This is a genomic window from Terrisphaera buseokensis (assembly GCF_047521145.2).
Lineage (GTDB): Bacteria > Verrucomicrobiota > Verrucomicrobiia > Opitutales > Opitutaceae > ER46.
In genome coordinates, this window is record NZ_CM134186.1 from 472,268 (window position 1) to 494,544 (window position 22,277).

A 22,277-nucleotide genomic window follows, 5' to 3' on the forward strand; every position below is an offset into this window, starting at 1 on the left:
GACTGGTAAGCAAGTGAAGTTGTAATTCGAGGCGTGAGTCGGTCAGCCCTCGCCGACTTCCCTTATCGGGCGGCTGTCAGGGCGATGCAGCCGCCGACGGCGAGGATGCCGCCGAGAATGGCCCGGCGCGGCGGGCGGTCGCCCTCGAGCCAGAAAGCGATCGGAATGGAGAGAAGCGGGGCGGTCGCGGCGATGGGCAGGACGAGCCCGCTGGGCGTTGTGGCGAGCGCCCACTGATAACAGCCCACGCCCAGCACCGGGCCGGCGAGGCCGTTGGCCAGCATCCAGCCCCAGGCGCGCGTCCGGCTTCGCGGTACGATCGTGGCGTCGTCGTTGGCCGCCTTGAGCGACGATTCCGCCGGCAGGCCCGCGGCACTCCGGCTGACCAGGCGCAGCACCACGAACCACACGATCACGAAGGCGAGCCCGGCGAGAATGCGTTGGTAGGCCGCCGTCAGGCCGAAGGTGGCGGTGTTGGCCACTTCGCCGGCCGCGGTCGCGACATTCACGCCCTTGCGGCTGACGAGGGCGCCGAAGCCCTGACCGCACGCGGCGATCACGCCAAAGAGAAAGCCCAGCGGCTGCACCTTGACCCGCGGCGGACTTGATTTGCTCGGCGTGATCGCGATCGCCACGCCCGCGAGGATGAGCGCGCCCCACGCCATCTGCACCGCGGTCAGCCGCGTGCCGAGCCAGAGCCATTCGCCCAACGCGGCCAGCGGCGCGGCGAGACATTGCGTCATGAGCACCGTCAATCGCGATCCCAGCAGCGGCAGCGCGGCGTAGACGCCGAGATCGCCGAGGCCCATGCCGATGACGCCGCTCGCGAGGAACCAGCCCACGCTCGCGCTGGTGAAGCCGTGGCCGAGCGTGTGCGCGAAGAGCCCGAGCAGGACGGCGGCGACGATCAGCCGCCCGAGGTTCGCGCGCAGCGGCCCGAAGTCGCGCACGCTGTGGCTGGCGCAGGTGGCGTTGAGGGCGAAGAAGCAGGCGGCGAGAAACGAGGCGAACACGGCCACGCAGGCTCGAACGCGCGCGCAGATCACGCGAAGGTTTTTTGTGGCGTTGCGTTTCAGCCGCGCTCTATTTCAGCGCCTACACATGAAAGCGAAACGTCAGACGAAACGCCCCGAGGACATCAACGCCGCGCTCGCCGCCAAGAAGGGGCCGATCTCGAAGTTCATTGCCACAAACTACCGCCACTTCAATGCGGCCGCGCTGCTCGATGCGGCCAAGGGTTACGAAACCCACCTCGGCTACGGCGGAAAAATGCTCGTCACGCTCGCGGGCGCGATGTCCACCGCGGAACTCGGCATCTCGCTGGCCGAGATGATTCGTCAGGACAAAGTCCACGCCATCGTCTGCACCGGCGCCAATCTCGAGGAGGACATCTTCAATCTCGTCGCGCACGATTACTACGAGCGCGTGCCGCAGTACCGCCACCTCACCGCCGAGGACGAGGTGAAGCTCCTCGACCGGCACATGAATCGTGTGACCGACACCTGCATTCCCGAGATGGAAGCGATGCGCCGCATCGAATCCGTTGTGCTCGAGGAGTGGGTGAAGGCCGACCAAGCCGGCGAGCGCTATTTCCCGCACGAGTTCATGTACAAGATTCTGCGCGGCGGTAAGCTGAAGAAGAGCTACCAGATCGATCCGAAGAACTCGTGGATGCTCGCGGCGTGCGAGAAGAACCTGCCGATGATCGTGCCGGGCTGGGAGGACGCGACGCTGGGCAACATGTACGCGGGCCACGTGATCAGCGGCGACGTGATGAACGTCCACACCGTGCGCACCGGCATCGAGTACATGATGACGCTCGCCGAGTGGTACACGAAGTCCGCGAAGAAGCTCCGCAACGGCGAGGGCTCGATCGGCTTCTTCCAGATTGGCGGCGGCATCGCGGGTGATTTTCCGATCTGCGTCGTGCCGATGCTGCACCAGGATTTGCAGCGCACCGGCGTGCCGCTCTGGGGTTACTTCGCGCAGATCAGCGACTCCACCACGAGCTACGGCAGCTACTCCGGCGCCGTCCCGAACGAGAAGATCACCTGGGGCAAGCTCGCGGGCTCCACGCCGAAGTTCATCGTCGAGAGCGACGCGACGATCGTGGCGCCGTTGATCTTCAACTGGGTGCTCGGAAAGTAAGGCGGGGCCGGATTGTCGGGGAACGCGACGCGCGGCGGCCAAACGGCGCCGCGCTTTGTCTTCGTGTGTTTCCTGCGTTTCGTGTTTTCTCATCCGCCATGCCCAACGCGCTCGCGTCCGAAAAATCGCCCTACCTGCTCCAGCACGCCGACAATCCGGTGCACTGGCTGCCGTGGGGCGACGCGGCGTTCGCCCGCGCCCGGGCGGAGCAGAAGCCGATCTTCCTCAGCGTCGGCTATTCGACCTGCCACTGGTGTCATGTGATGGCGCACGAGTCGTTCGAAAACGACGCCATCGCCGCGATCCTCAACGAGCACTTCGTCGCAATCAAAGTGGACCGCGAGGAGCGGCCCGACGTCGACAAGGTCTACATGGCCTACGTGCAGGCGATGACCGGCCACGGCGGCTGGCCGTTGAGCGCGTGGCTGACGCCCGATCTGAAACCGTTTTACGGCGGCACGTACTTTCCGCCGGACGATCGGCAGGGTCGCGCCGGCTTTCCGGCCATCCTGCAGGCGATCGCCCGTGGCTGGCGCGACGAGCGGGAGAAACTCGTGGCCGAAGGCGAGCGCGCGCTCGGTGCGCTTACGGATTATTACGCCGGCAACCGCGGGTCGGAAGGCGACGCGACGCCAGGCAGCAAAGGAGAGAAGACGCTGGTCGAGGCGGCGGGGACGGCGTTCGAGAAGGGCTTCGAGCATTTCTACGAGAGTTTCGATCCCGAGCACGGCGGCTTTGGCGGCGCGCCGAAGTTTCCGCGCGCGGCGAATCTGAACTTCCTGTTTCGCGTTGCGGCGCTGCAGGGCGTGACGAGCGAGATGGGCGCCGAGGCGGTGCGGCTCGCGAGTGCGACGCTGCGCGCGATGGCGCGCGGCGGCATCCACGATCACATCGGCGGCGGCTATCACCGTTACTCCGTCGACGAGTCGTGGCTCGTGCCGCACTTCGAGAAAATGCTCTACGATCAGGCGCAGATCGCGATCAACTGTCTCGAGGCGCGGCAGGCGACCGGTGACGAGCGTTTCGCGTGGATGGCACGCGACATCTTCGACTACGTCGCGCGCGATCTCACGAGCCCGGAAGGCGGCTTCTACACCGCGGAGGATGCGGACAGCCCGGTCTTCGGCGAGGCGGCGGCGGCTCACGCCGCGGGCGCGCACGCGCAGGCCGAGGGCGCGTTTTATGTGTGGACGCAGGCGGAGTTGCGCGCCGCGCTGCATCCGGAATCCGGAGACGCGGCAGCGGCGCGTGCGGCCGCGAGCGATCTTGCGGTGTTTTTCGAGGCGCATTTCGGCGTCGAGGCCGCGGGCAATGTCCCGGCCCAGTACGATCCGCACGGCGAGTTGCGCGGGAAGAACATTCTCGTGCAGCGGCGGTCGCTGGCCGAGTCGGCGCGCGCGGCTGCGTTGTCGCCGGACGAGGCGAACGACCGGCTGATCGCGGCCATGACGCGGTTGCGCGCGGTGCGGGCCCGACGGCCGCGACCGCTGCTCGACGACAAGATTCTCACGGCGAACAACGGCCTCATGATTTCCGCGCTCGCGAAGGCGGCGCAGGTGTTCGGGGCCGCGGGCGATGCGGCGGACGCCGCGCGCTGTCTGGCCGCGGCCACGCGCGCGGCGGAGTTCATCGAGCGCGAATTGCATGACGCGGCTTCGGGTGTGCTTTACCGCAGCTGGCGTCAGGGCCGCGGCGCGACCGAGGGCTTCGCCGAGGACTACGCGTTCCTCATCCAGGCCCTGCTCGATTTGTACGAGGCTTCGTTTGCGATTCGCTGGCTGCAATGGGCCGTGCGGTTGCAGGCGAAGATGGACGAGCGTTTCTGGGACGAGGCGCGTGGCGGCTATTTCAACTCGCCCGCGAACGATCCCAGCATCGTGTTGCGCCTGAAGGAAGACTACGACGGGGCGGAGCCGGCGCCGAGCAGCGTGGCGGCGCTGAACCTGCTGCGGCTGGGCGGGCTCTGGCACGACGCGACCTGGCGAGAGCGCGGCCGGAGAACCATCGAAGCGTTCCGCGCGCAGTGGAGCCGGTTGCCGCAGGCGATGCCGCAACTGGTGTGTGCGCTGGAGCTCGCACTCGAACCGCCGCGCCATGTGGTGATTGCGGGTGATCCGGCGGCGGCGGATTTTCGCGCGCTGGCGGCGGTCCTGCACGAGTCGATCGGTTATCGACGCAGCCTGCTCGCGGCGGACGGAGGTGCGGGTCAGGCGTGGCTGGCGGAGCGGGCACCGTGGCTCGCCGGCATGGACCCGGTCGGAGGGCGGGCCACTGCCTACGTGTGCGAGGAGTTTTCCTGTCAGGCTCCGGTGTCGACCCCTGAGGCCTTGCGGGCGATCCTGCGCTGATTTTCGCATTGTGGCGGACGCGCTTGCCCGCCCAAGTGAAGGTCCACTGAAAGCGCGCCTTGCCCACCGGTCCGTCCGGGCGGTCCGGCGCACTGCACTCCACCACTGATCCGCTGTGAAAATCCTGACTGTCGAAGACGATGCCGTTGCCCGTGCCATGCTGCGCCAGGCCTTGCGGCGTCTCGGCCATGAAGCCCTCGAGGCCAAGGATGGTGAGGCGGCGTGGGAGCTGTTGCAGGCCAACGAGGGTGTACGGGTCGTCGTCAGCGACTGGATGATGCCGAACAGTGACGGCCTGCAGCTCTGCCGGAAAATTCGCGGCCGGGTCGGCGCCGAGTACACGTATTTCATTCTGCTCACCGCGCGCGACGCGTCGGAGGACAACCAGAAGAGCGCGGCGGATGCCGGCGTGGACGATTTCCTGACCAAGCCGCTCGATCTGTCCGAGTTGTGGACGCGACTGCGGGTGGCCGAGCGTATCCTGCGTTACACGACGCAGGTCCGGCAGCTCGAGGAGATGCTGCCGATCTGCTCGTACTGCAAAAAAATCCGCGACGACCAGAACTACTGGCAGCAGATCGAGGGTTACATCGGCGAGCGCACCGGCAGTGATTTCAGTCACTCGATCTGCCCGGATTGCTACCAGAGCGTCGTCCTGCCGGAGATCCAGCAACTCAAGGCCGCTGCGGCCAAGCCCACTCCCTCCGTTGAACGACAGCATTAGACAGCTCGAGGAGAAGATCGCCTACCTCGAGCGGCACGTGACGGAGCAGGACAAGGCGATGTTCGAGCTGGGCGAGGAAATCGCCGTGCTGCGGCGCGAGATGAAGGCGCTGCGCGCGCGGAGTTCCGGCCAGCAGGCGTCGGACTCGGATTCGGGCGCCGGTGCGGAGGACGAACGTCCGCCGCATTATTGAGGCACGCGGGTTCCGTGTGGTTGGCGAGAACGTGGCGGGCCGATCTGAAATCTGAGATTTCATCCCAACCGCTCTTTGCCTTTGGACTTTAGCCGTGGCTACGAGCGCCAGCGAGTGGTCGTTCGGCCACTCGCTGGCGCTCGTAGCCACGATCAATCCCGAAGTCCAAAAGCAAGGAGCGATTGGTATCAGATCCAATCCTCACCGACTTTCGAAAGAGCGAAAGCCTGGGTTGCGGGCTTCGTCGGTCGCCTTCGTAGCGACGTTGCAGCAATGCGTCAGCCGGCAAAGCGCTTGCCGGCGAAAATTCAGAATCCCGCGGTCACTTCCTGCTGGTATCCAGGATCCAGGGACTGCGTGCCGAGGGCGGCGCACTCGACCTCGTCATTCTTGTAGAGCTTGAACTGCACGGCGCCGGTGGCGTCGTTCGTTTCCCAGCGCCACTTGCCGATCGAGACGAACTGCAGCGGCACGCCTTTTTCCCAGCTCAGGCCCGGGCCGTCGCCGCGGATGAAGAGCCGGTTGCCGATGCCAATGTACGCCGTTGCAATCAAGCGCGTGGCGCCGTCCGAAGTGAGCACGCGCTCCGCGGACCGCCCTGAGTCGGAGCCGTTGGCGTCGCCGAGATCCAAACCCAAGCCCGGCTCATCGTCCTCGATCCGCTTCGCCGGCCGCTTGCGCGCGACCTTCGCGAAGTCCGGTGCGTCGGCGGGCGCTTCGGCCGGCGGCCGTGGCAAGGTGGGAGCGGATCGGGAGGCAATGTGACCGGTGAACGGCTCGGCGGTCTCGGGCGCCACCGGCGTGATCTCGGGAATTTCCGTCACGGGTACGGGCGCCGGTTCGTCCACGACGACAGGTGAAGGTGCGGGTGCCATCGGGGCATCGGCCGGAGTCGTCGGAGCTGCCGGCGCTTCGGGTGACGGCGATGGCGGCGGTGGCGTTGCCACCACGTAGTCGGGTGCCTGGGCGTGAGCGACGTTCTCTTCGCGGCGGGGCTTGCGCGGACGTCTCGGAAGGGCGGGCGCGGTTTCAGCCGCGGCAGCCGCGGGTTCGGCATCGGTTGCCGCCGGCGCGTCGACGGGCGCTGCAGGCGTCACGGCGGGAGGTTCTGCCTCGACGGCGACGGCGGGCGGGAGAACGGCCGCGGGCGGCGGCGGTGCGCTGGGGATCGATCCGAGCCGGGCGCTGACGGCGTGCAGCACGCGGTCGACGATCACGCTCGACGCGGCCGCGATGCGGGCGTCGAAGTCGGCGAGCGCCGCGGTCCGGGCGGTCTCGATGGCGCGGGTGGCCTTGCCGCTGGCGTCGCCGAGCGTGCGGGCCGCTTCGACGCGGGCCTGCGTCAGCGCCTGTTCGGCGGCGACGGTGGCGTTGGTGATGGCGCTGGCCGTGCCGAGGGCGAGTTTGCCGACGGCCTCGTTGGCGGCCGTGAGATGCTGGTGGGTGGCGGCCTCGAGCTTGGTCCACTCGGCGGAGGACTTGGCGATGCGTTGGGCCACGGATTCGAGGCGCTCGCTTTCGGTGGTGCGGAGGGCGAGCAGTTCGCGCTCGAGTTCCTCCTTGTCGGCGTCGGTGGCGGCGGCCAGCTGCGCCTGAAACTCCGCGATCTTGTCCTGCAGCTTGTGGGGCAGATGCTCGGCCATCCGCAGGTTCTTCAACGCGAGTTCGGCGATTTCGTGCAGGCCGTTGGCGGCGATGCTGATTTGTTCGGCGGACGAATGGACCGTGCGGGCCAGGGCTTCGAGGGCGCGCTGGCGTTCATCGAGCGTCTCGTTTTTCCGGCGCTCGTAGAACGCCACGATCGGCACGAGGCCAACGAGGGCGCCGAGCGCGATGCAGATCACGATCCAGATGATCGCGTTGCCGGAGAGCGGCTGCGGGCTCAGCGTGGCGATGGCGAGGGCCGCGCCGATAAACGCGAGGTCGGTCGCGATGAAGATCCATGCTGGCAGCTTTGAGTACTGATCGGATGAATTCATGGGGCGTCCACCACCGTGGTGGCCGGTCGGGCGCGTCATCGCTGGAGCGACGGGGCGCGACAGGCCGGCGGCGCTCAGTTTGTGCGCCGCGCGGCGGTGAGGCTCAAGGGCAAAAGGCGGCGTGGCCGCGGCGCGAGCCGGCGCGCGTGATTCGGTGGTTGTGCGCGCGGGTGGATCGCGACAGACTCCGGATGCGCGATGAACTTCTCCGAATTCCTGCGCGTTGAGCGCGAAGGCTCCGACGGATCCCGCCACTTTGTGGTGCGCACGCATGCCCCCACGTTCACTTTGGAGCTCACGCCGGATGGCACGGCGCCCGACAAGATGGGCCGGGGCGTGATCAAACGCATCCAGGTTCCGAATTCGTGGGCCGGCGACTACACGAAGTATTCGAAGTACATCACCGCCGCGCAGGAGTTTTTCGAAAGATCATTCGCCGAGCCCGCGCCGAAGGCCGAGACCCGGCGGTTTCAGGGGTGAGGCGGTGGACGTGATTCGGAAGTGGCTGCCGCACGACATGAGTTGAGAGTTGAGGGCTGAGAGTTGAGCGATCGAGCCAGCGGACCGTTATTTCTCAATGCGGTCTCATGACACGTGCTGAGGTGCCTTGGTCCTGCTCTCAACTCTCAGCCCTCAACTCTCAACTTCTGCGCGCCCGCGCCGCCGCTCACACCCACCGCCGCCACACGACCGAGCAGAGCGAGAGCAGCAGGCCGACGCGCATCGCGCCTTCGAAGGTGAGGATGACCAGGACCCACTTGAAACGCGCGCCGCGGCGCAGCGAGAAACCGATCATCGAGATCAGGAGCAGACCGGCGGCGTTGATTCGCCCGGCCGGCACCGCGAGCAGCAGCAGCATCCAGCACCAGTAGCCCATCAGCAGCACGCTCCAGAAAAAGGCCGTGAGCTCGCCGAGTCCGAGCTGACGTGGATCCGCGCCGCGCTCGATCTGTTTGATGCCGAGATAGCGTTCGCTTAACACGAGCTGCCACACCTCGAAGACGAGGAAGAAGGGTGCCATGGCGATCAGCGCGAACACGGGCCGAGAAAAACCACGCACCGCCGGATGGCAACGCGGGCGTGCAACGGCGCACCCGCCTGTCGCGTCGGCACTCCAGCCGGAACGGCGGGCGCGAGCCGCGGCGGAGCGGAAGCGTGGGATCGTTTACGGGACTTCGTACACTTCCACCAGCGCGGTGCCGGTGGTGTTGCCGACGCCGCTGACCTGGACGGTGTAACTGCCCGGCGCGAGCGTCACGAGCACGGCGGCATCGCGTGAGGCGGCGGGCAATTGAAACGCGCCGACCTGGTTGAACGCCGCCGTCAGCGCAGCCGTGCCGCCCCAATCGTTGTTCTCGCCGATCCGCGTCTGGCCGGAGAAGAGCGTCAGCTGCGGATCGGCGACCACGCCCGGGACGTTGAACGGCGCGGCGCCGAGCGTCGGGCCGATGGCGCGGACAAGCACGGTCTTCGAAGCGGTGCCGCCCACGACGAAACCCGCGGTGAGGCCGGTGCCGATATTCTTCAGGACGGACACATTCACGAGGCGGGCGGTGGCGGCGGTGAAGGCCGCGGGCGGCGTGGCTTCGTAGAGTTCCGCGAGGACGGAGCCGCTGAGATTGCCGACCGGGGACACGATGACGGAGTTGTTGCCCGCGGCGATGGCGGTGGCGACGGCGGCGTCGCGAGACGTCGGGCCGGTGAACGCAAACGCCCCCACCGCGCTCATGGCGTTGGCGATGTCCGCGCCGCCGCCCCAGTTGTCGTTTTCACCGGTCTTGGCCGGGCCGGCGTAGAGTTCGAGCTTCGGATCGGAGAGGGCCGCGGATACGCCGAGAGGGACGAGGGACGGACCGGCGGCGCGGATCACCAGCGGCTTGGAGCCCGCGGTGCCGGCTCCGCCCACCACGTAACCCATGGTGAACGAGTCGGCGGCACCCGCGAGCGAGGTGAGAATCGAAAGGTTGATCAGCCGGCCGGCCGCGCCCGGGCTGACCGTGAGCGTGGCGGGTGCGCTCGTGACCGTGCCGCCCTCATTGAAGACGCGAACCGAGTAGCTGCCGGCGTTGGCCGGCGTGGCGGCGGCGATGGCGTACGTTGCGGCCGTGGCCCCAGGGATCGGCGTGTTGTTGAAACGCCACTCGTAGCTCAGGCCGGTGCTCGTGGCGGTGACTGCGAAGACGACGCTGCTGCCGGGAGCGACCGTGTGCGGCTGCGGACCCGCGACAATGGTCGGAGGGGCGGGAATCGTACTGATGTCGAGGCGGAACGCGCCGAAGCGGGTGCCGCCGCCGGCGAGGGCGCCGAACCCGACGATCTGACCGGCATCGTTGATCGCGGTCGCGGAGATGAGGCGGTCGAAACCCGTGGCGGCGAGATTCGTGACGAGCGTGTTGAGGTCGACCAGGCCGGTCGCCGCCGTATAAACGAAGGCGCGGCCCACGGCGTTCTGGCCCACGATCACGCCGGCGGAGTTGATGCCGGTGGCCGAGCTGCCGAAGGTGCCGGCACCGTTCGGATCGATGTCGATGACGTTGCCGCCGGTGAAGATGACGGCGTGGAGCTGGCGGTTGGTCGACTCGTTCGACTGGCCGACGACGACACCGGCCGCGTTGATGGCAAACGCGTAGCTGTTCGATCCGCCGGGCAGCGCACCGAGGTCGGTAAGCGTCCCGTTGGTGTAACTGAACGCGCGCCGGTTGGCGCCCTCGGCGTAGCCGACGACGACACCCGAGGCGTTGATCGCGGTCGCAATGGTCGTCGAGCCCGTGGCTGGCCCGATCGGTGTCACGACGCCCGCGGCGGAGCGGATAAAGGCGCGCGGAAATTGGTTTCCGACGACGGTGCCGGCGTCGTTGATCCCGACGGCCGTCGTGTTGACGCCGAGATCCGTCAGCGAACCATTGGCGACGATGAACCCGCGGAAGTCCGCATTCGGAAACGTCGTGTTCGTGCCGACGACGACGCCCGAGGCGTTGATGCCCAGGGCTTCATTGCGCGCGTTGTTGAGAGCGGGCAGCGCCGTCAGGGTGCTGCCGGAATAGATGAAGGCGCGGGCCGTTTGAAACGACGTGGCGTCGAATCCCACCACCGTTCCCGCGGCGTTGATGGCGTTGGCCTGGGTGGTCGAGCCGCCGAGGCTGCCGAGATTGGTGATCGTGTAACGAGTCTGCGCGTGCGCGCACGGCAGGCCGGCGAGAAATAGGGCGATGGGCAGACCCAGCGCGCGTTTGAAGTGCCGGGCCCGAGTGCCGAAATTTTTCACCGCGCAAGGACAGCGGATCGGTGTACCCGGGCAAACCTATTCGGGCCTAGTGGAACTACTCAGCTGGATTGGAGATGAAAGACGGGTGTGTCGCTGGATCCCCGACGTTTTGGCTTCCGGTCCATTGCGACCGAGGGCGGTCGCGGTCCCAGGAAATCGATCGGCCGCCGTCACTCCTGCATGAGCCAGGTGATTGACGCGGTCTCGAGTTCGGCAGCTGCTCCGTTGTACACCGCCAGCTGATTCGCCTTGCCCGCGGTGCGGTAGAGGTCGGAGACGAGCGCGGGTTCCTTGCCCTCGCCCGCGACCCACAACGGATGGGGTGCGCTCAACGCGAGCAGGCCCGGGACATCGAGGTACTTGGCGCCGCCCGGCAGGAAGCTCGGATCGCGATAGTCGAGCAGCTGGCCGAAACGGAAACCACCGGTCGTGACCACCGCGCGATCGATGGCCGCGCCGGCCACCGCGCGGGTGGCGGCCACGATGGGACCGGTGCGGCCGTAGCCGGCGACGGCGACCGAGGTCGGGTTCGGGTGCGACGGCACGCGCGCATTCCGCAGGAAAGCCACGAGGGTGAGCACGTCGTGCGTGCGTTGCGCGAAGAGCGCGTGGTTGTAGCCGAACGTGTAGCCGGCGAACTCGCGCGGGTTGGCGACCAGTCGCGTGTGCGTGAGCAGCTGGCCGTTCGCCAGAAACTCGCCCTGGAACAACAGGTCCGCGCCGAGCACCGTGACGCCGGCGTCGACCAGGCTGCGCACCGCGGGCCGCAACGCGCCGTCCGCGGTGTACAGCGCGGCCTTGCCGGCGTCGTCGAGCCAGACGATCGCGCGGCCGTTGGGCTTTTTCGGATACAGCCAGATCACCGGCAGCTCCTCGCGGTGGGTGGTGTTGCGCAGAGTGCCCGTGAGTTCGAGATAGCCGCCGCGATCCTGTTTGTCCTTGAGCTGCCACGTGACGTCGCCTGCCTCGGCGTAGGTGCGTCCGATCAGGACCTCCACGCCGCTGCCGGCAGTCTGACGAAAACGCTCCGGCGACGCCGCGCTGGCGCGCAGCTGACTCTCGGCGTCGGTCGTGAACCACTGGAGCAGGCTGCGCTCAAAGGCGGGCCCGGTCGCGGTCGGCGCGGGATGGCGCGCGTCCCAGACGCTCAGTTGCGCGCGCGACAGCGGCTCGAAGTCGCGTTCGATCACCGGCTCGGTGAAACCCAGTTTGAAATGCCGGTTCAGCCACGTGTAGAAGGCCGAGCGGGAAACCGCGTTGTAGTTGTGCGGAAAATGTTCGCCGCGGTGCAGCATGACGGCGTTCGGCGCGCCGAGGGCGGTGTAATGCTGTTTCAGCTCGGGAAACCCCTTCGTGGCCATTTCCTTCGTCCAGTCGTTCGCCGTCGTCATGCCCTGCGGCTTCGGCGCAAACAGCGCGGCAAACTCCACGTTGCCCGTGTTCACGCGCAGCAATGACGCGTTCTCGCACGTGCAGCCGCCCTGCATCGCGGTGCTGACCATCACGGCGGGAAACGACAGCTGCACGCGCGGATCGATCGCGGCCAGCAGCATCGTCTGCGTGCCGCCACCACTCGCGCCGGTGATCGCGGTGCGGTCCGGATCCACCTCGGGCAGGCTGAGCAGAAAATCCAGCGAACGGACCGCGTTCCACGTTTGCAGTCCCATGATGCTCTGCAGATTCGCCTCGGCCTGCGGGCTGTAGAGGCCCCACGCCGTCGTCGTGTTCATCTCGGGCCGCTGCTTCGCGAACCGGTGGACGACGGCCTCGGTGAATTGCAGCGAATCCGAGTCGCTCAGCATGTCCCATTGCCACACCACGCAGCCCATCCGCGCGAGCTGGACACACATCGATTGAAAGCGGCTGCGGCCGCCCTGTTCAAACCGCTCCTGGCCGGTCGCGATTTCCTGCCGCAGCTTCGCTTCGGTTTCCTCCGAGAGGCGTGCGTCCTTCCAGTGGCCGTGCGCGAACAGCACGCCGGGGACTTTGCCGGTGATGTTCTTGGGGCGGTAGAGATTGCCGGTGACGAAGAAGCCGGGCGCGCTCTCGAAATAGACTTTTTCGACGCTGTAGTCCGGCCGATCGATCCGGCCGTGGCTGACGACGTTGAGCGGCGTCTTCGTTGGCATCGGCCACAGGCCCTGTGAAACGAGAATCTGCCGGCGCACGTAATCGGCGCGCGGCGCCCACGCGGCCTTCGACGCGGCGGGCGTGAACGGAAAGTAACCGTTGAGATCCTTCGGCGCCTGCAGGCGAACGTCATCCGGCAGCACGCCGGACGCGAGGACCCGCGGCGCGGCGTTGACGGTAGGCGCGAGCAACGCGAGCAACAGCAGGGCGGACGGGGCGAGCGGGAACTGCGAAGACATCGGGAGTGGGAGGGTGAGGGGTAACCGGGGACGAACCTGACGCGGCGCAACCAGCGTTGGAAGCCACGCCGACGGCGTCGCAGATGTTCAGGCCGCGGCGCGCGGGGTCAATCTCCGGCGTCCAGGCGTTAAGCGGGCGACCCGCCGAAAAGTGCGCTGGATGCGCTCGCCGCCCGCGCAGAGTTTCGTTGAATCGGCGGACATGAAATGGACCACGACGTGGCGCGGTGCGATCGGCCTCGGATGTTTTCTGCTGGCCTGGCGGGGTGAAGCGCAGGAGCAGCAACGCCGGGATCTCGAGCTGATGCGGATTCTCAGTCCGACCAAGGAGCCGCGCGGTCGCATCAACGCCCTCGATGCCACGTGGGAGGCGTGGCAGAAGCGCACGGGCGCGCTGCCGCCGGATTTTGCCGCGATGCGATCGCAGCCGTTCCTGCCCGATCCGCTGGAAGGCGTGCGCACGCCCGCAGACTGGCCGGCGCGCCGCGCCGAGCTGAAGCGCGATCTCCAACAGTGGATCACCGGTCACATGCCGCCGGCACCGGGCAATGTGCGCGCGGTGGTGACGGGCGAGCGGCGCGACGGCGGTGCGCTCGTGCGCGACGTGCGGCTGGAGTTCGGGCCGGAACATCGCGGCATTCTCCACGTGCAGGTGATCATTCCGCCGGGAAAGGGGCCGTTCCCGGTGTTCCTCACGAATCACAACCGCTCGCGGCCCTGGGCGGCCACGGCGGTGGCGCGCGGCTACATCGGGTGCATCTACCGCGCGAGCGATCCGTATTACGGCGAGGAGGACGACTCCGACAAGTTCATCGAGCTGTATCCGGATTATGACTTCTCCTGTCTTGCGCGCTGGGCCTGGGCGGCGAGTCGCGCGATCGATTACCTCGTGACGCTCCCCGAGGTCGATGCCGCGAAGATCGGCATCACGGGCCACTCGCGCAACGGCAAGGCTGCGCTCACGGCCGCGGCGTACGACGAGCGGATCGGCGCGGTGGTGGCGTCGGGCGGCAACACCGGCGAGTCGAACCCCTGGCGTTACACTAGCGATCCCTTCGCGAACGAAACGATGGAACGGATCATCGAGGTGAACCCGCACTGGTTTTCGCTGCGGCTGCGCTTCTTCATCGGTCGCGAGGACAAGCTGCCGGTCGATCAGAACTCGATGTTTGCGCTGGTCGCGCCGCGCGGCGCGATGATGGCCTCGGCCTACACCGAGTCCGCCAACAGCGCGCTTGGCTTCGAGCAGAACTACCGTTCGGTGCGGCGCGTCTACGATTTTCTCGGCGCGCCGGCGCACCACCTGTCGCTTCATCTGCGCCAGGGCCTGCACGGCACCAGCTCGGGCGACATCGAAGGCTACGTGGATTTTTTCGATCGCGTGTTCGGCCGCAGCGCGCGCCCGGTGCCGCAGACGTTCATCCTCGGCTACACCTTTGAAGAGTGGAAAAAAATCTCGCGCGAAACGAAGGGCGCCGTGCCCACGGTGAACCGCGTGCGCTGGGCGCTCGGCGAGGAGCCGGCGCTGATCTCGCTGCAGACGCCCACGAATCCCGGCCCGGTCCTCGCCGGCGATGGCGGCTGGATCCGGCAGATTGCGCCGCTGCCGGTGGATCGCTCGATGAAGATCGTGCCCGTCGCGCTGGGCGTCGATCTCAAGGCGGATCTCTACCTGCCCGCGGAAGGCACGGCCCCGCGACCGCTCGTCATCTGGCTCCACCCGTTCGCCCACGCCAACGGCTATGCGTGGAAGGCGAAGGCGCCGTTCGTCGAACTCATCCGGCGCGGCTACGCCGTGCTGTCCTTCGACCAGATCGGCTTCGGGACGCGGATCGAGCACGCGAAGGATTTTTACCAACGCTATCCGCACTGGTCGCTCCTCGGTAAGATGGTTGCGGATACGCGTTCGGCGATCACGGCGGCGGCGGGGCTGAAGGAGATCGACGCATCGCGCATTTACCTGCTCGGCTACGCGCTCGGCGGCAAAGTGGCGTTGTGGACCGCGGCGCTGGACGATCGGCCGGCGGGCGTGATTTCCGTGGCGGGGTTCACGCCGCTGCGCACGTCGCGCGACACCGAGGGCATCCGCGCCTATTCCCATCTGCACGGCCTCGTGCCGCGCTTCGGTTTCTATGCCGACACCCCGGCGGAGCTCCCGCTCGACTACGACGACGTGCTGCGCGCGATCGGCCCGCGCCGCACGCTGGTCGTCGCGCCGACCCACGATCGTCACGCGGATCTCGCCGCGCTCCAGCGGCTGGTGCAGCCGTTCAAACAGGTCGAACTCGCGACGCCGGAGGAATTCAACCGTTTCACGCCGGAAATCCAGCGGCTCGTGTTCGACTGGCTCGATGGCACGGCGCGGGTCACGCCGCCGACCCGTCCGGCGACGAAGCGATGAACGCCGGGGCGAACCACAGGCGGCCCGGTTGGCGCGGGTCGAGGCAATCGCGCTCGCAAGACCTTGGTCCCTCCGGTACGTCCACCCGCACATGAAGCGATTCATCCGATGGACGGCGGTGTTCGTGGGCGGAGCGATGTTCGCGTGCGCCGGCGGCGCGACGGAAAACTGGCCGCAGTTTCGCGGCCCGCGCGGCGACGGCGTCGGCGACGGCCAGCCCGCTCCCTTGACCTGGAGCGCCACGGAAAACGTGGTCTGGAAAACGGCGATTGCGGGCGAAGGTCACTCCTCGCCCATCGTGTGGGGCGGGGCGATTTTTCTCACGAGCGCGGAGAAGGAATCCGGCCGGCGCATCCTGCTGCGACTCGATGCGAGGACCGGCGCGATCGTCTGGCAGAAGACGGTGGTGACGGCGCCGGTGGAGACGATGCATCGCGAGAACAGTCTGGCGTCGTCGACACCCGTGACCGACGGCACGCATGTGTTCACGTCGTTCCAAGCCGGGGATCGCGTCGATTGGCGCTGCTTCGATTTTGAGGGCAACGAAGTGTGGGCCGTGCAGCCGCTGGCGTTCAACGGCGAGCACGGCTACAGCTACACGCCGGTCCTGCACGGCGATCGTTTGATCTTCGACTGCCGGCAGGAAGGGGAGGCGGCGGTGGTGGCCCTCGACAAGCGGACGGGGAAGGTGCTGTGGCGCGCGGAGCCGGCGATGAAACGCATCTCGCACGCGCCGCCGCTCCTCATCGGCAGCGGGCCCGACGTCCAGGTCGTGGTCTGCGGGAGCAATGAAATCCGCAGCTTCAATCCGACGACCGGCGCGGCCAACTGGTGGTGCAAGGGGCCGAGCAACGTCGGGGTGGCCGGACTCGCCTACGGCGACGGGATGATTTTTGCCGCCTCGGGTTTTCCTGTGAAGACGCGGCTGGCGGTGCGCGTCGACGGACGCGGCGACGTGTCGGAGAGCCACGTGGCGTGGTCGTTGCGCAAACAGGTGCCGTATGTGCCGTCACCGGTGTTTCACGCCGGCCATCTCTACTCCATCGATGATGCGGGCACGCTGGCGTGCTTCGACGCGAAGACCGGCGAGGCCAAATGGGATCACCGGCTCGGCACGGGGCGCGTGCGCTCCTCGCTCGTGCTCGCGGCCGGCCGGATCTATGCCACGAGCGAAAGCGGTGTAACCACCGTCTTCGCGGCCGATCCGGCCGCGTACCGGCCGCTCGCAAGCAACCGCCTCGGCGAATTCTGTTACACGACGCCGGCGATTTCCTCCGGCCGGATCTACCTGCGCACCGGTGGCCACCTGTATTGCATTGGTGGCGGCGGAGCGGAGTAGGGAATGATCCGTGGGCGATCCATTCGCTGGCGCTCGCGGCCACCGGCGGAGTGCGGCGAAATCAATTTCAATCTCTACACCCCATGCGCATGAAAACCCCCGCCTTCGTCGTCTTCGCGCTCACTGCGCTGGCGCTGTCTGCCCAGGAAAAATTTGATCCGGTCCGCGCGGTCAGCGACCCCGGGGTGGTTGTAACGCGGCAGAACATCACGCCCGCTGGCGTGCAGAGCATCTTCGACGGCCGCGTCTACGGCGTCGCCTTCGGCCCGTCGTCGTCTGAAGTCTGGGCGCTCAGCGCGACCCAGCTCGTGGCGCTCGACTGGCGGGCGAATCGCGTCGCGACGTCGCTGCCCATCGCGACCGCCGGCACGCGCCGGGCCACGGTCCGCAGCGACGATCCCGAGATTAACGCGTCGGTCGCGTTCAACGGCAAGCCGGGCATTCAGGGACTCGTGGTCGACGCCAGCGGCCGCCCGTATCTCACCGCGGCGACCACGGGCGAAGTCCGACTGCTCACGGTCGAGCAGGGCGCGATTCGCACGGTCGCGGGCAAACTCGGCGCGCAAGTCACGGGCACCATCGCCCTCGCGGCGCGCAAGAACGCCGCGGGCCAGCGTCTCGCCGTGATTCCGATCATCGCGAAGAACGTCGCCGCCGTCATCGACGTCGAAACCGGCCGGCTGCTGGCGTCGGTGCCCACCGGCATCGCTCCCGTGGGCGCGGCGATCAACGCCGACGGCACGATCGCCTACGTCAGCAACTGGGCCGGCCGAGTCGCCGAAGCTGGCGACCGCACCGCGCCGACCGGACTCGCGAAAGGCGCGGACCAGGTCGTGATCGACGAGCGCGGTATCGCCTCCACGGGTACGCTCACCAAGATTGATCTCCGCACGCTGCGCGCGGTCGCCACGCTACGCACCGAACTGCACCCGACGGCGCTGGCGTGGGATGAGCCGCGGCACCGGCTTTATGTCGCCAATGGCAACAGCGACTCGGTGTCGGTCGTCGACACCCGGACGGACACCGTGCAGCCGGCGTTCGCGTTGCGGCCGTTTTCCGAGGTCACGCCGGGTGTGGCGCCGACCGCGCTCGCGGTGTCGGCTGATGGATCGACGCTCTACGTCGCCTGCGGCGGCATCAATGCCGTCGCCGTGTTGGACGCCGCGCGCGGCACGATGAAGGGTTTGATTCCGACGGCGTGGTATCCGAACGGACTCGCGTTGAGCGCGGACGGCACGCATCTGGCCGTGTCGACGCTGCTGGGGATCGGCTCGGGCTCGAAGGAGGGGAAGGAGAAACGTTTCGTGCATGCGTATCGCGGCTCGATCAGCGTCGTGCCGGTGCCGGATGCGGCGCAGCTCGCGAGCTACACGACGGCCGTCGCGGAGAACAATCACATGCCGATTCGCGGGGCGGCCGCCGCGGCGAGCGCGATCCGCACGGCGCGGCCGGCCGCGACCGCGATTCCGGTGCGCGCCGGTGAACCGTCGCTGATCGAGCACGTGGTCTATGTCGTGAAGGAGAACCGCACGTACGATCAGGTCTTCGGCGACATGAAGAAGGGTAACGGCGATCCGTCGCTCGTGATGTTCGGCTCGAAGGTGACGCCCAACCAGCACCGGCTCGCGGATCGCTACGTGCTGCTCGACAACTTTTACGCTTCGGGTGGCAACAGTGGTGACGGCCACCAGTGGATCACGCAGTCCAACGAAACCGACTACGCGATGTGGCCCGGCTGGGCCGGGCGCAGCTATCCGTTCGATGGCACCGATCCGGTGGCGTATGCGTCCGGTGGATTCATGTGGGACTATGCATTGCGGGCGAAGAAGACCGTGCAGGTCTTCGGTGAGTTTGCGCCGCGGGTGTCGCGGCAGCCGGGCGAGCCGACGCGGCCCGAGCTGCTCGCGCAGTGGCGGGCGGGCCGGACGTTCGACACGCTCTGGCAGACCCGTTCACCGATTCCGCCGCTCGACGGCGTGCTCGCGCGGAATTTTCCCGGCTATTCGACGCAGATTCCGGACGTCGTGCGCGCACGGATTTTCGCCGGCGAGGTGAAGAAATGGGAGGCGGCCGGCCGCATGCCGAACCTCGTTTTCCTGCAGTTGCCGAGCGATCACACCAACGGCACGTCGCCCGGTTCGCACACGCCGAGCGCCATGGTGGCGGACAACGATCTCGCGCTCGGGCAGGTCGTCGAGGCGCTGTCGCATTCGTCGTTCTGGAAGAAGATGGCCATTTTCGTGGTCGAGGACGACGCCCAGAACGGTGTCGATCATGTGGACGGGCATCGCACGGTCGCGCTCGCGATCAGCCCGTATGCGCGGCGCAATTACGTCGATTCGACCTTCTACGCAAATCCCAGCATGGCGAAAACCATCCAGCTGATCCTCGGCCTGCCGACGATGTCGCTGTTCGATCTCATCGCGAACGACATGCGGGCGAGTTTTCAGGACCAGCCGGACTTTACGCCCTACGTCGCGGTCGAGCCGGCGCAGTCGTTGGACGAACTCAACCCGCCGGCGAAGGCGCTGCGCGGTGAGGCGCGCAAGGCGGCCGAGGAGTCGCTGACGATGCGCTTCGACGTGCCGGACGCCGCGCCGACGGAGCGGCTGAACCGGATCGTGTGGCACCAAGTGCGCGGCTGGAACGTGCCGTATCCTGAAGTCAAACACGGCGTCTTCGCGCCGCTCTCGGTCGACATCGAGGATCGGGAGCGGTGAGACTTGCGTTGAGAGTTTAGGGCTGAGCCGGACTCATGCAGTTGAGGGATGGAGGATGGAGCGTTTTCTGGCGCGGGCCCCGAGGGCGGCAACTGCATCGCAGTGGGTTGGGTCGGCGATGCGGCGCAGGAGTGCGAGCCACCAAGCGCGGGCCTTGTCGCCGGCGACGGCGAGTTTGAGGGTGGGCTTGCCGGCGGCGCGGCTGAAGACGGCGGCGCAAGTGAAGAGCTGCCGGCGGAGCGTGCCGAGTTCAGCGCGGTGCGGCTGGCCGAGCCGTTGTTGCAGCCGGACGCAGAGATTATAGGCGGTGATGGCGAGGTGACAGGCCGCTTCCGTCGCCCAAAACGAGCGGCAACACAGACCCTTCAAGCCGAACTGCGCGCCAAGTTCCTTGATGCGGTTTTCGATGTCGGCGCGGCCGTTGTAGCGGCGCCATACTTCGAGGGGTGACACGGTGGCGGGCAGGTTGGTGCGCAGCGCCTGGAACTTGTAGCCGGGCACCTCGATGAGTTGCTTGCCGCCGGCGTGCGGCCGCTCGGCACTGCGTTGGCGCACGACGATCAGACGCCCGCCGCGCGCGTCGGCCACTTCCTGCACGGCCAGACCCCGCACGTCGGTCGCCGTCCAGGCCGCTTCGTCGTGGCGGCACAGCGCCTGGACTGGGGAACGCAGGGCGGCCGCCAGCACATAAGAGAGTTTTTCCGCTTCCAGCTTAGTAATCATCTTCTCGGTGCAAAAACCGCTGTCCGCGCGCACCAGGCCGATCCGCACGCCCGCGGGCAAGCGCGCGAGGGTGTCGCCCAGAAACACGTCCGCGGCACTGACGCAAGCGGTGTTGCCCGGGCGTAACCAGAAGTTGGCGACGAGGGGCACCTCGGCGATCGCGGCCACGATGGGGCGGTGACAGGGCTTGAGCCCCTTGCGGGTGTAGCCGACGCGCACTCCTTCCTGGCGCCCGTCTTCGTGCACCAGCGCAAAGGAGTCCAAATCCAACGTGTAGCCTTCGGCGCGGGCGGGCAGAGCGCCCAACACCCAGGCGTGCAATCCGCCGAGCTCTTCGCAGGCGGCTCGACCGCAGGCCGCGAAGAATCGCGAGAGGGTCGACTGACTGGGCACCGCTTCGATGCCCAGCACCTCCGCCACGGCCGGGTCGTGCGCCAGATGCGCCACCCGCGCCAGCTTGTCCGCCCCGCAGAGAATCCCGCCGATAAAACCCAGCGCCGTGTCCACCGGATCGTAGGCGTTGGGGCTCGTCGGCGCATGCGGCAGCACCGTGGCGAGTTTCTCCCGCAGCCCGCTTTCCTCCACAAAACTCGTCCACACCGCCAGCCCCCCGTGCGCCGTTAGGCGCTGGTCGGTGAAGCCGATCCGCATCGACTGCACGCCACTTTTGGTGCCCAAATCCAGCCGCACCGTTTGGTTCGCCTCCGTCTGGGGCGTTAACGTCGTCTTATGTTTCACACCATCAACGACGCCTAACGGTGCCCTCTTTGGCGACTACTGCATGAGTCCGGCTGAGAGTTGAGAGCTGAAAGGCCGGACGGTAGTGGGTGCGTTCAGGAACTCCGAAGAGCACCCACTTATTCTCTCAACTCTCAGCCCTAAACTCTCAACTCGCCGCCGGCGGCGGCGTGCGCCGCGGCGCGCACGGTCGGGCCTTCGACCCAGCGGGCCTCGACGATCGTGCGCGACGGCCACGCGGGCACGCCGAGTTCGTTGCGCAGGATCTGGCCGACGACCATTTCCACCGCGCGCGCACCGATCACGCGCGGCTGGAGATCGAGCGCGGCGCACGGATAGGTGCGGTCGAGGGTGTTGAGCAGCACGAAGCCGGGCGGGATCGCCGGCGTGCAGGCGCGGATCCAGTCGCGTGTTTCCGGGAAATGGCTCAGCACGACGTCGGGGCGGTGCCGCCGAAACCACGGGGCAAACTCGCGCTCCAACTGCGGATACTCGTCCGTGATGAGCGGTGGGATCAGAGCGTCCCGGCCCTGCTTGGTTTGAAACGCGCTGAACGCCGAGCTCTGCCGGTGCCCGATGCGTTCATCGCGCTGGCGTTGCAGCAGGAGGCCCGGACGCCGGTAACCGCGGCGTTCCAGGATCTGCAGGAGCGAGAGCATCGAGCCGTAGTGGTCGGGACTGACCGAGTGCAGCTGCGGTCCCGTCGTCACGTAGTCGGTGTAGATTCCGGCGTAGCGGGACCAGTCGAGGCCTGACAGATCCGCGGCGAACCAGGCCGGCAGCACGATGATGCCGTGCGCGCCGCGCGACTGGAGGATTGAGTCCAGACGGGTCCAAGGCAGCCGGTTGGGACCGACGACGAACTCGGCAATGGAAAACCCCATCTCGGCGGCGCGGGTCCTTGCGCCTGCGACCAGTTCACGCGGAAAGGGGCCGTGCGGGTGATCGGGTTCGAAGAGGTCGACGACAGCCAGGGTGCCGTGAAAGGCGTTGCCCCGGGAGCGGTTGATGGATCCGAGCACGTGCGCGACGAGCGGATTGGGTTTGTAGCCGGCGGCCTTCGCGGCGCTTTGCACCCGGCGGATGGTGGCGGGACTCACCCGACCCTTGCCGCGCAGGGCGTCGGACACGGTCGTGCGCGACATGCCGAGGGCGCGGGCGAGGGTGTTGATGGACGGGGGGCGGGGTTCCATGCCGAACAATCCGGCATTTCAGCACGTAGACTCTGCCGGGCAATGCGCTTTGTGGATGATTACGCCCCACAGTCTGGCAACCCGTACCGCTGCGGCGTGTCGCAATTTCTGCGCGGCGCCCTAAACCCCTTTTCACC

At 67.4% G+C, this 22,277-nt stretch carries 15 protein-coding genes; 8 read left to right on the top strand and 7 right to left on the bottom strand.

Features of this window, described 5'->3' with window-relative positions:
- Positions 1 to 62: 62 nt before the first annotated feature.
- Positions 63 to 1,013: a DMT family transporter gene (locus tag ACLJEU_RS01865; protein WP_414663363.1), complete on the bottom strand. Its 951-nt coding sequence runs from the start codon at positions 1,011 to 1,013 to the stop codon at positions 63 to 65.
- Positions 1,014 to 1,101: 88 nt separating this feature from the next.
- Here ACLJEU_RS01865 and ACLJEU_RS01870 point away from each other — a divergent pair, with 88 nt between their 5' ends.
- From ACLJEU_RS01870 to ACLJEU_RS01885, 4 genes are all read left to right on the top strand, one after another.
- A complete protein-coding gene (locus ACLJEU_RS01870; RefSeq protein ID WP_414663362.1) occupies positions 1,102 to 2,148 on the top strand; it encodes a deoxyhypusine synthase family protein in 1,047 nt (348 codons plus the stop codon).
- A gap of 98 nt (positions 2,149 to 2,246) precedes the next feature.
- Positions 2,247 to 4,496, top strand: a complete 2,250-nt coding sequence (locus ACLJEU_RS01875; protein ID WP_414663361.1) for a thioredoxin domain-containing protein — start codon at positions 2,247 to 2,249, stop codon at positions 4,494 to 4,496.
- 115 nt (positions 4,497 to 4,611) lie between these two features.
- Positions 4,612 to 5,220, top strand: coding sequence for a response regulator (locus ACLJEU_RS01880; protein WP_414663360.1), 609 nt, complete (start codon positions 4,612 to 4,614; stop codon positions 5,218 to 5,220).
- Positions 5,204 to 5,413, top strand: coding sequence for a SlyX family protein (locus ACLJEU_RS01885; protein WP_414663359.1), 210 nt, complete (start codon positions 5,204 to 5,206; stop codon positions 5,411 to 5,413). The genes ACLJEU_RS01880 and ACLJEU_RS01885 overlap by 17 nt, the downstream gene beginning before the upstream one ends.
- A gap of 308 nt (positions 5,414 to 5,721) precedes the next feature.
- On the opposite strand, the gene ACLJEU_RS01890 is transcribed toward ACLJEU_RS01885, so the two are convergent.
- On the bottom strand, positions 5,722 to 7,392 hold the full coding sequence (locus ACLJEU_RS01890; protein ID WP_414663358.1) for a hypothetical protein: 1,671 nt from the start codon (positions 7,390 to 7,392) through the stop codon (positions 5,722 to 5,724).
- A 198-nt stretch (positions 7,393 to 7,590) separates the two neighbouring features.
- On the opposite strand from ACLJEU_RS01890, the gene ACLJEU_RS01895 reads away from it, so the two are divergent.
- Entirely contained in the window at positions 7,591 to 7,872 is a 282-nt protein-coding gene (locus tag ACLJEU_RS01895) for a hypothetical protein (RefSeq protein ID WP_414663357.1), read from the top strand.
- A gap of 187 nt (positions 7,873 to 8,059) precedes the next feature.
- Here ACLJEU_RS01895 and ACLJEU_RS01900 read toward each other — a convergent pair whose 3' ends face one another.
- The 3 genes from ACLJEU_RS01900 to ACLJEU_RS01910 all read right to left on the bottom strand — a co-directional run bounded on the left by ACLJEU_RS01900 (position 8,060) and on the right by ACLJEU_RS01910 (position 13,026).
- Positions 8,060 to 8,413, bottom strand: coding sequence for a hypothetical protein (locus ACLJEU_RS01900; RefSeq protein WP_414663356.1), 354 nt, complete (start codon positions 8,411 to 8,413; stop codon positions 8,060 to 8,062).
- Positions 8,414 to 8,557: 144 nt separating this feature from the next.
- Entirely contained in the window at positions 8,558 to 10,657 is a 2,100-nt protein-coding gene (locus ACLJEU_RS01905) for a hypothetical protein (RefSeq protein ID WP_414663355.1), read from the bottom strand.
- A gap of 170 nt (positions 10,658 to 10,827) precedes the next feature.
- Complete coding sequence (locus ACLJEU_RS01910; RefSeq protein WP_414663354.1) at positions 10,828 to 13,026, bottom strand: dienelactone hydrolase family protein; 2,199 nt, start codon at positions 13,024 to 13,026, stop codon at positions 10,828 to 10,830.
- Between the two features lie 202 nt (positions 13,027 to 13,228).
- Between ACLJEU_RS01910 and ACLJEU_RS01915 the strand changes: the two genes are divergently transcribed.
- The 3 genes from ACLJEU_RS01915 to ACLJEU_RS01925 all read left to right on the top strand — a co-directional run bounded on the left by ACLJEU_RS01915 (position 13,229) and on the right by ACLJEU_RS01925 (position 19,486).
- On the top strand, positions 13,229 to 15,427 hold the full coding sequence (locus ACLJEU_RS01915; protein WP_414663353.1) for an alpha/beta hydrolase family protein: 2,199 nt from the start codon (positions 13,229 to 13,231) through the stop codon (positions 15,425 to 15,427).
- Positions 15,428 to 15,518: 91 nt separating this feature from the next.
- Positions 15,519 to 16,766: an outer membrane protein assembly factor BamB family protein gene (locus ACLJEU_RS01920; protein ID WP_414663352.1), complete on the top strand. Its 1,248-nt coding sequence runs from the start codon at positions 15,519 to 15,521 to the stop codon at positions 16,764 to 16,766.
- 89 nt (positions 16,767 to 16,855) lie between these two features.
- On the top strand, positions 16,856 to 19,486 hold the full coding sequence (locus tag ACLJEU_RS01925; protein ID WP_414663351.1) for a bifunctional YncE family protein/alkaline phosphatase family protein: 2,631 nt from the start codon (positions 16,856 to 16,858) through the stop codon (positions 19,484 to 19,486).
- A gap of 33 nt (positions 19,487 to 19,519) precedes the next feature.
- On the opposite strand, the gene ACLJEU_RS01930 is transcribed toward ACLJEU_RS01925, so the two are convergent.
- Positions 19,520 to 20,887, bottom strand: a complete 1,368-nt coding sequence (locus tag ACLJEU_RS01930) for an IS1380 family transposase (protein WP_457795331.1) — start codon at positions 20,885 to 20,887, stop codon at positions 19,520 to 19,522.
- 200 nt (positions 20,888 to 21,087) lie between these two features.
- A complete protein-coding gene (locus tag ACLJEU_RS01935; RefSeq protein WP_414664653.1) occupies positions 21,088 to 22,140 on the bottom strand; it encodes a LacI family DNA-binding transcriptional regulator in 1,053 nt (350 codons plus the stop codon).
- Positions 22,141 to 22,277: the final 137 nt, after the last annotated feature.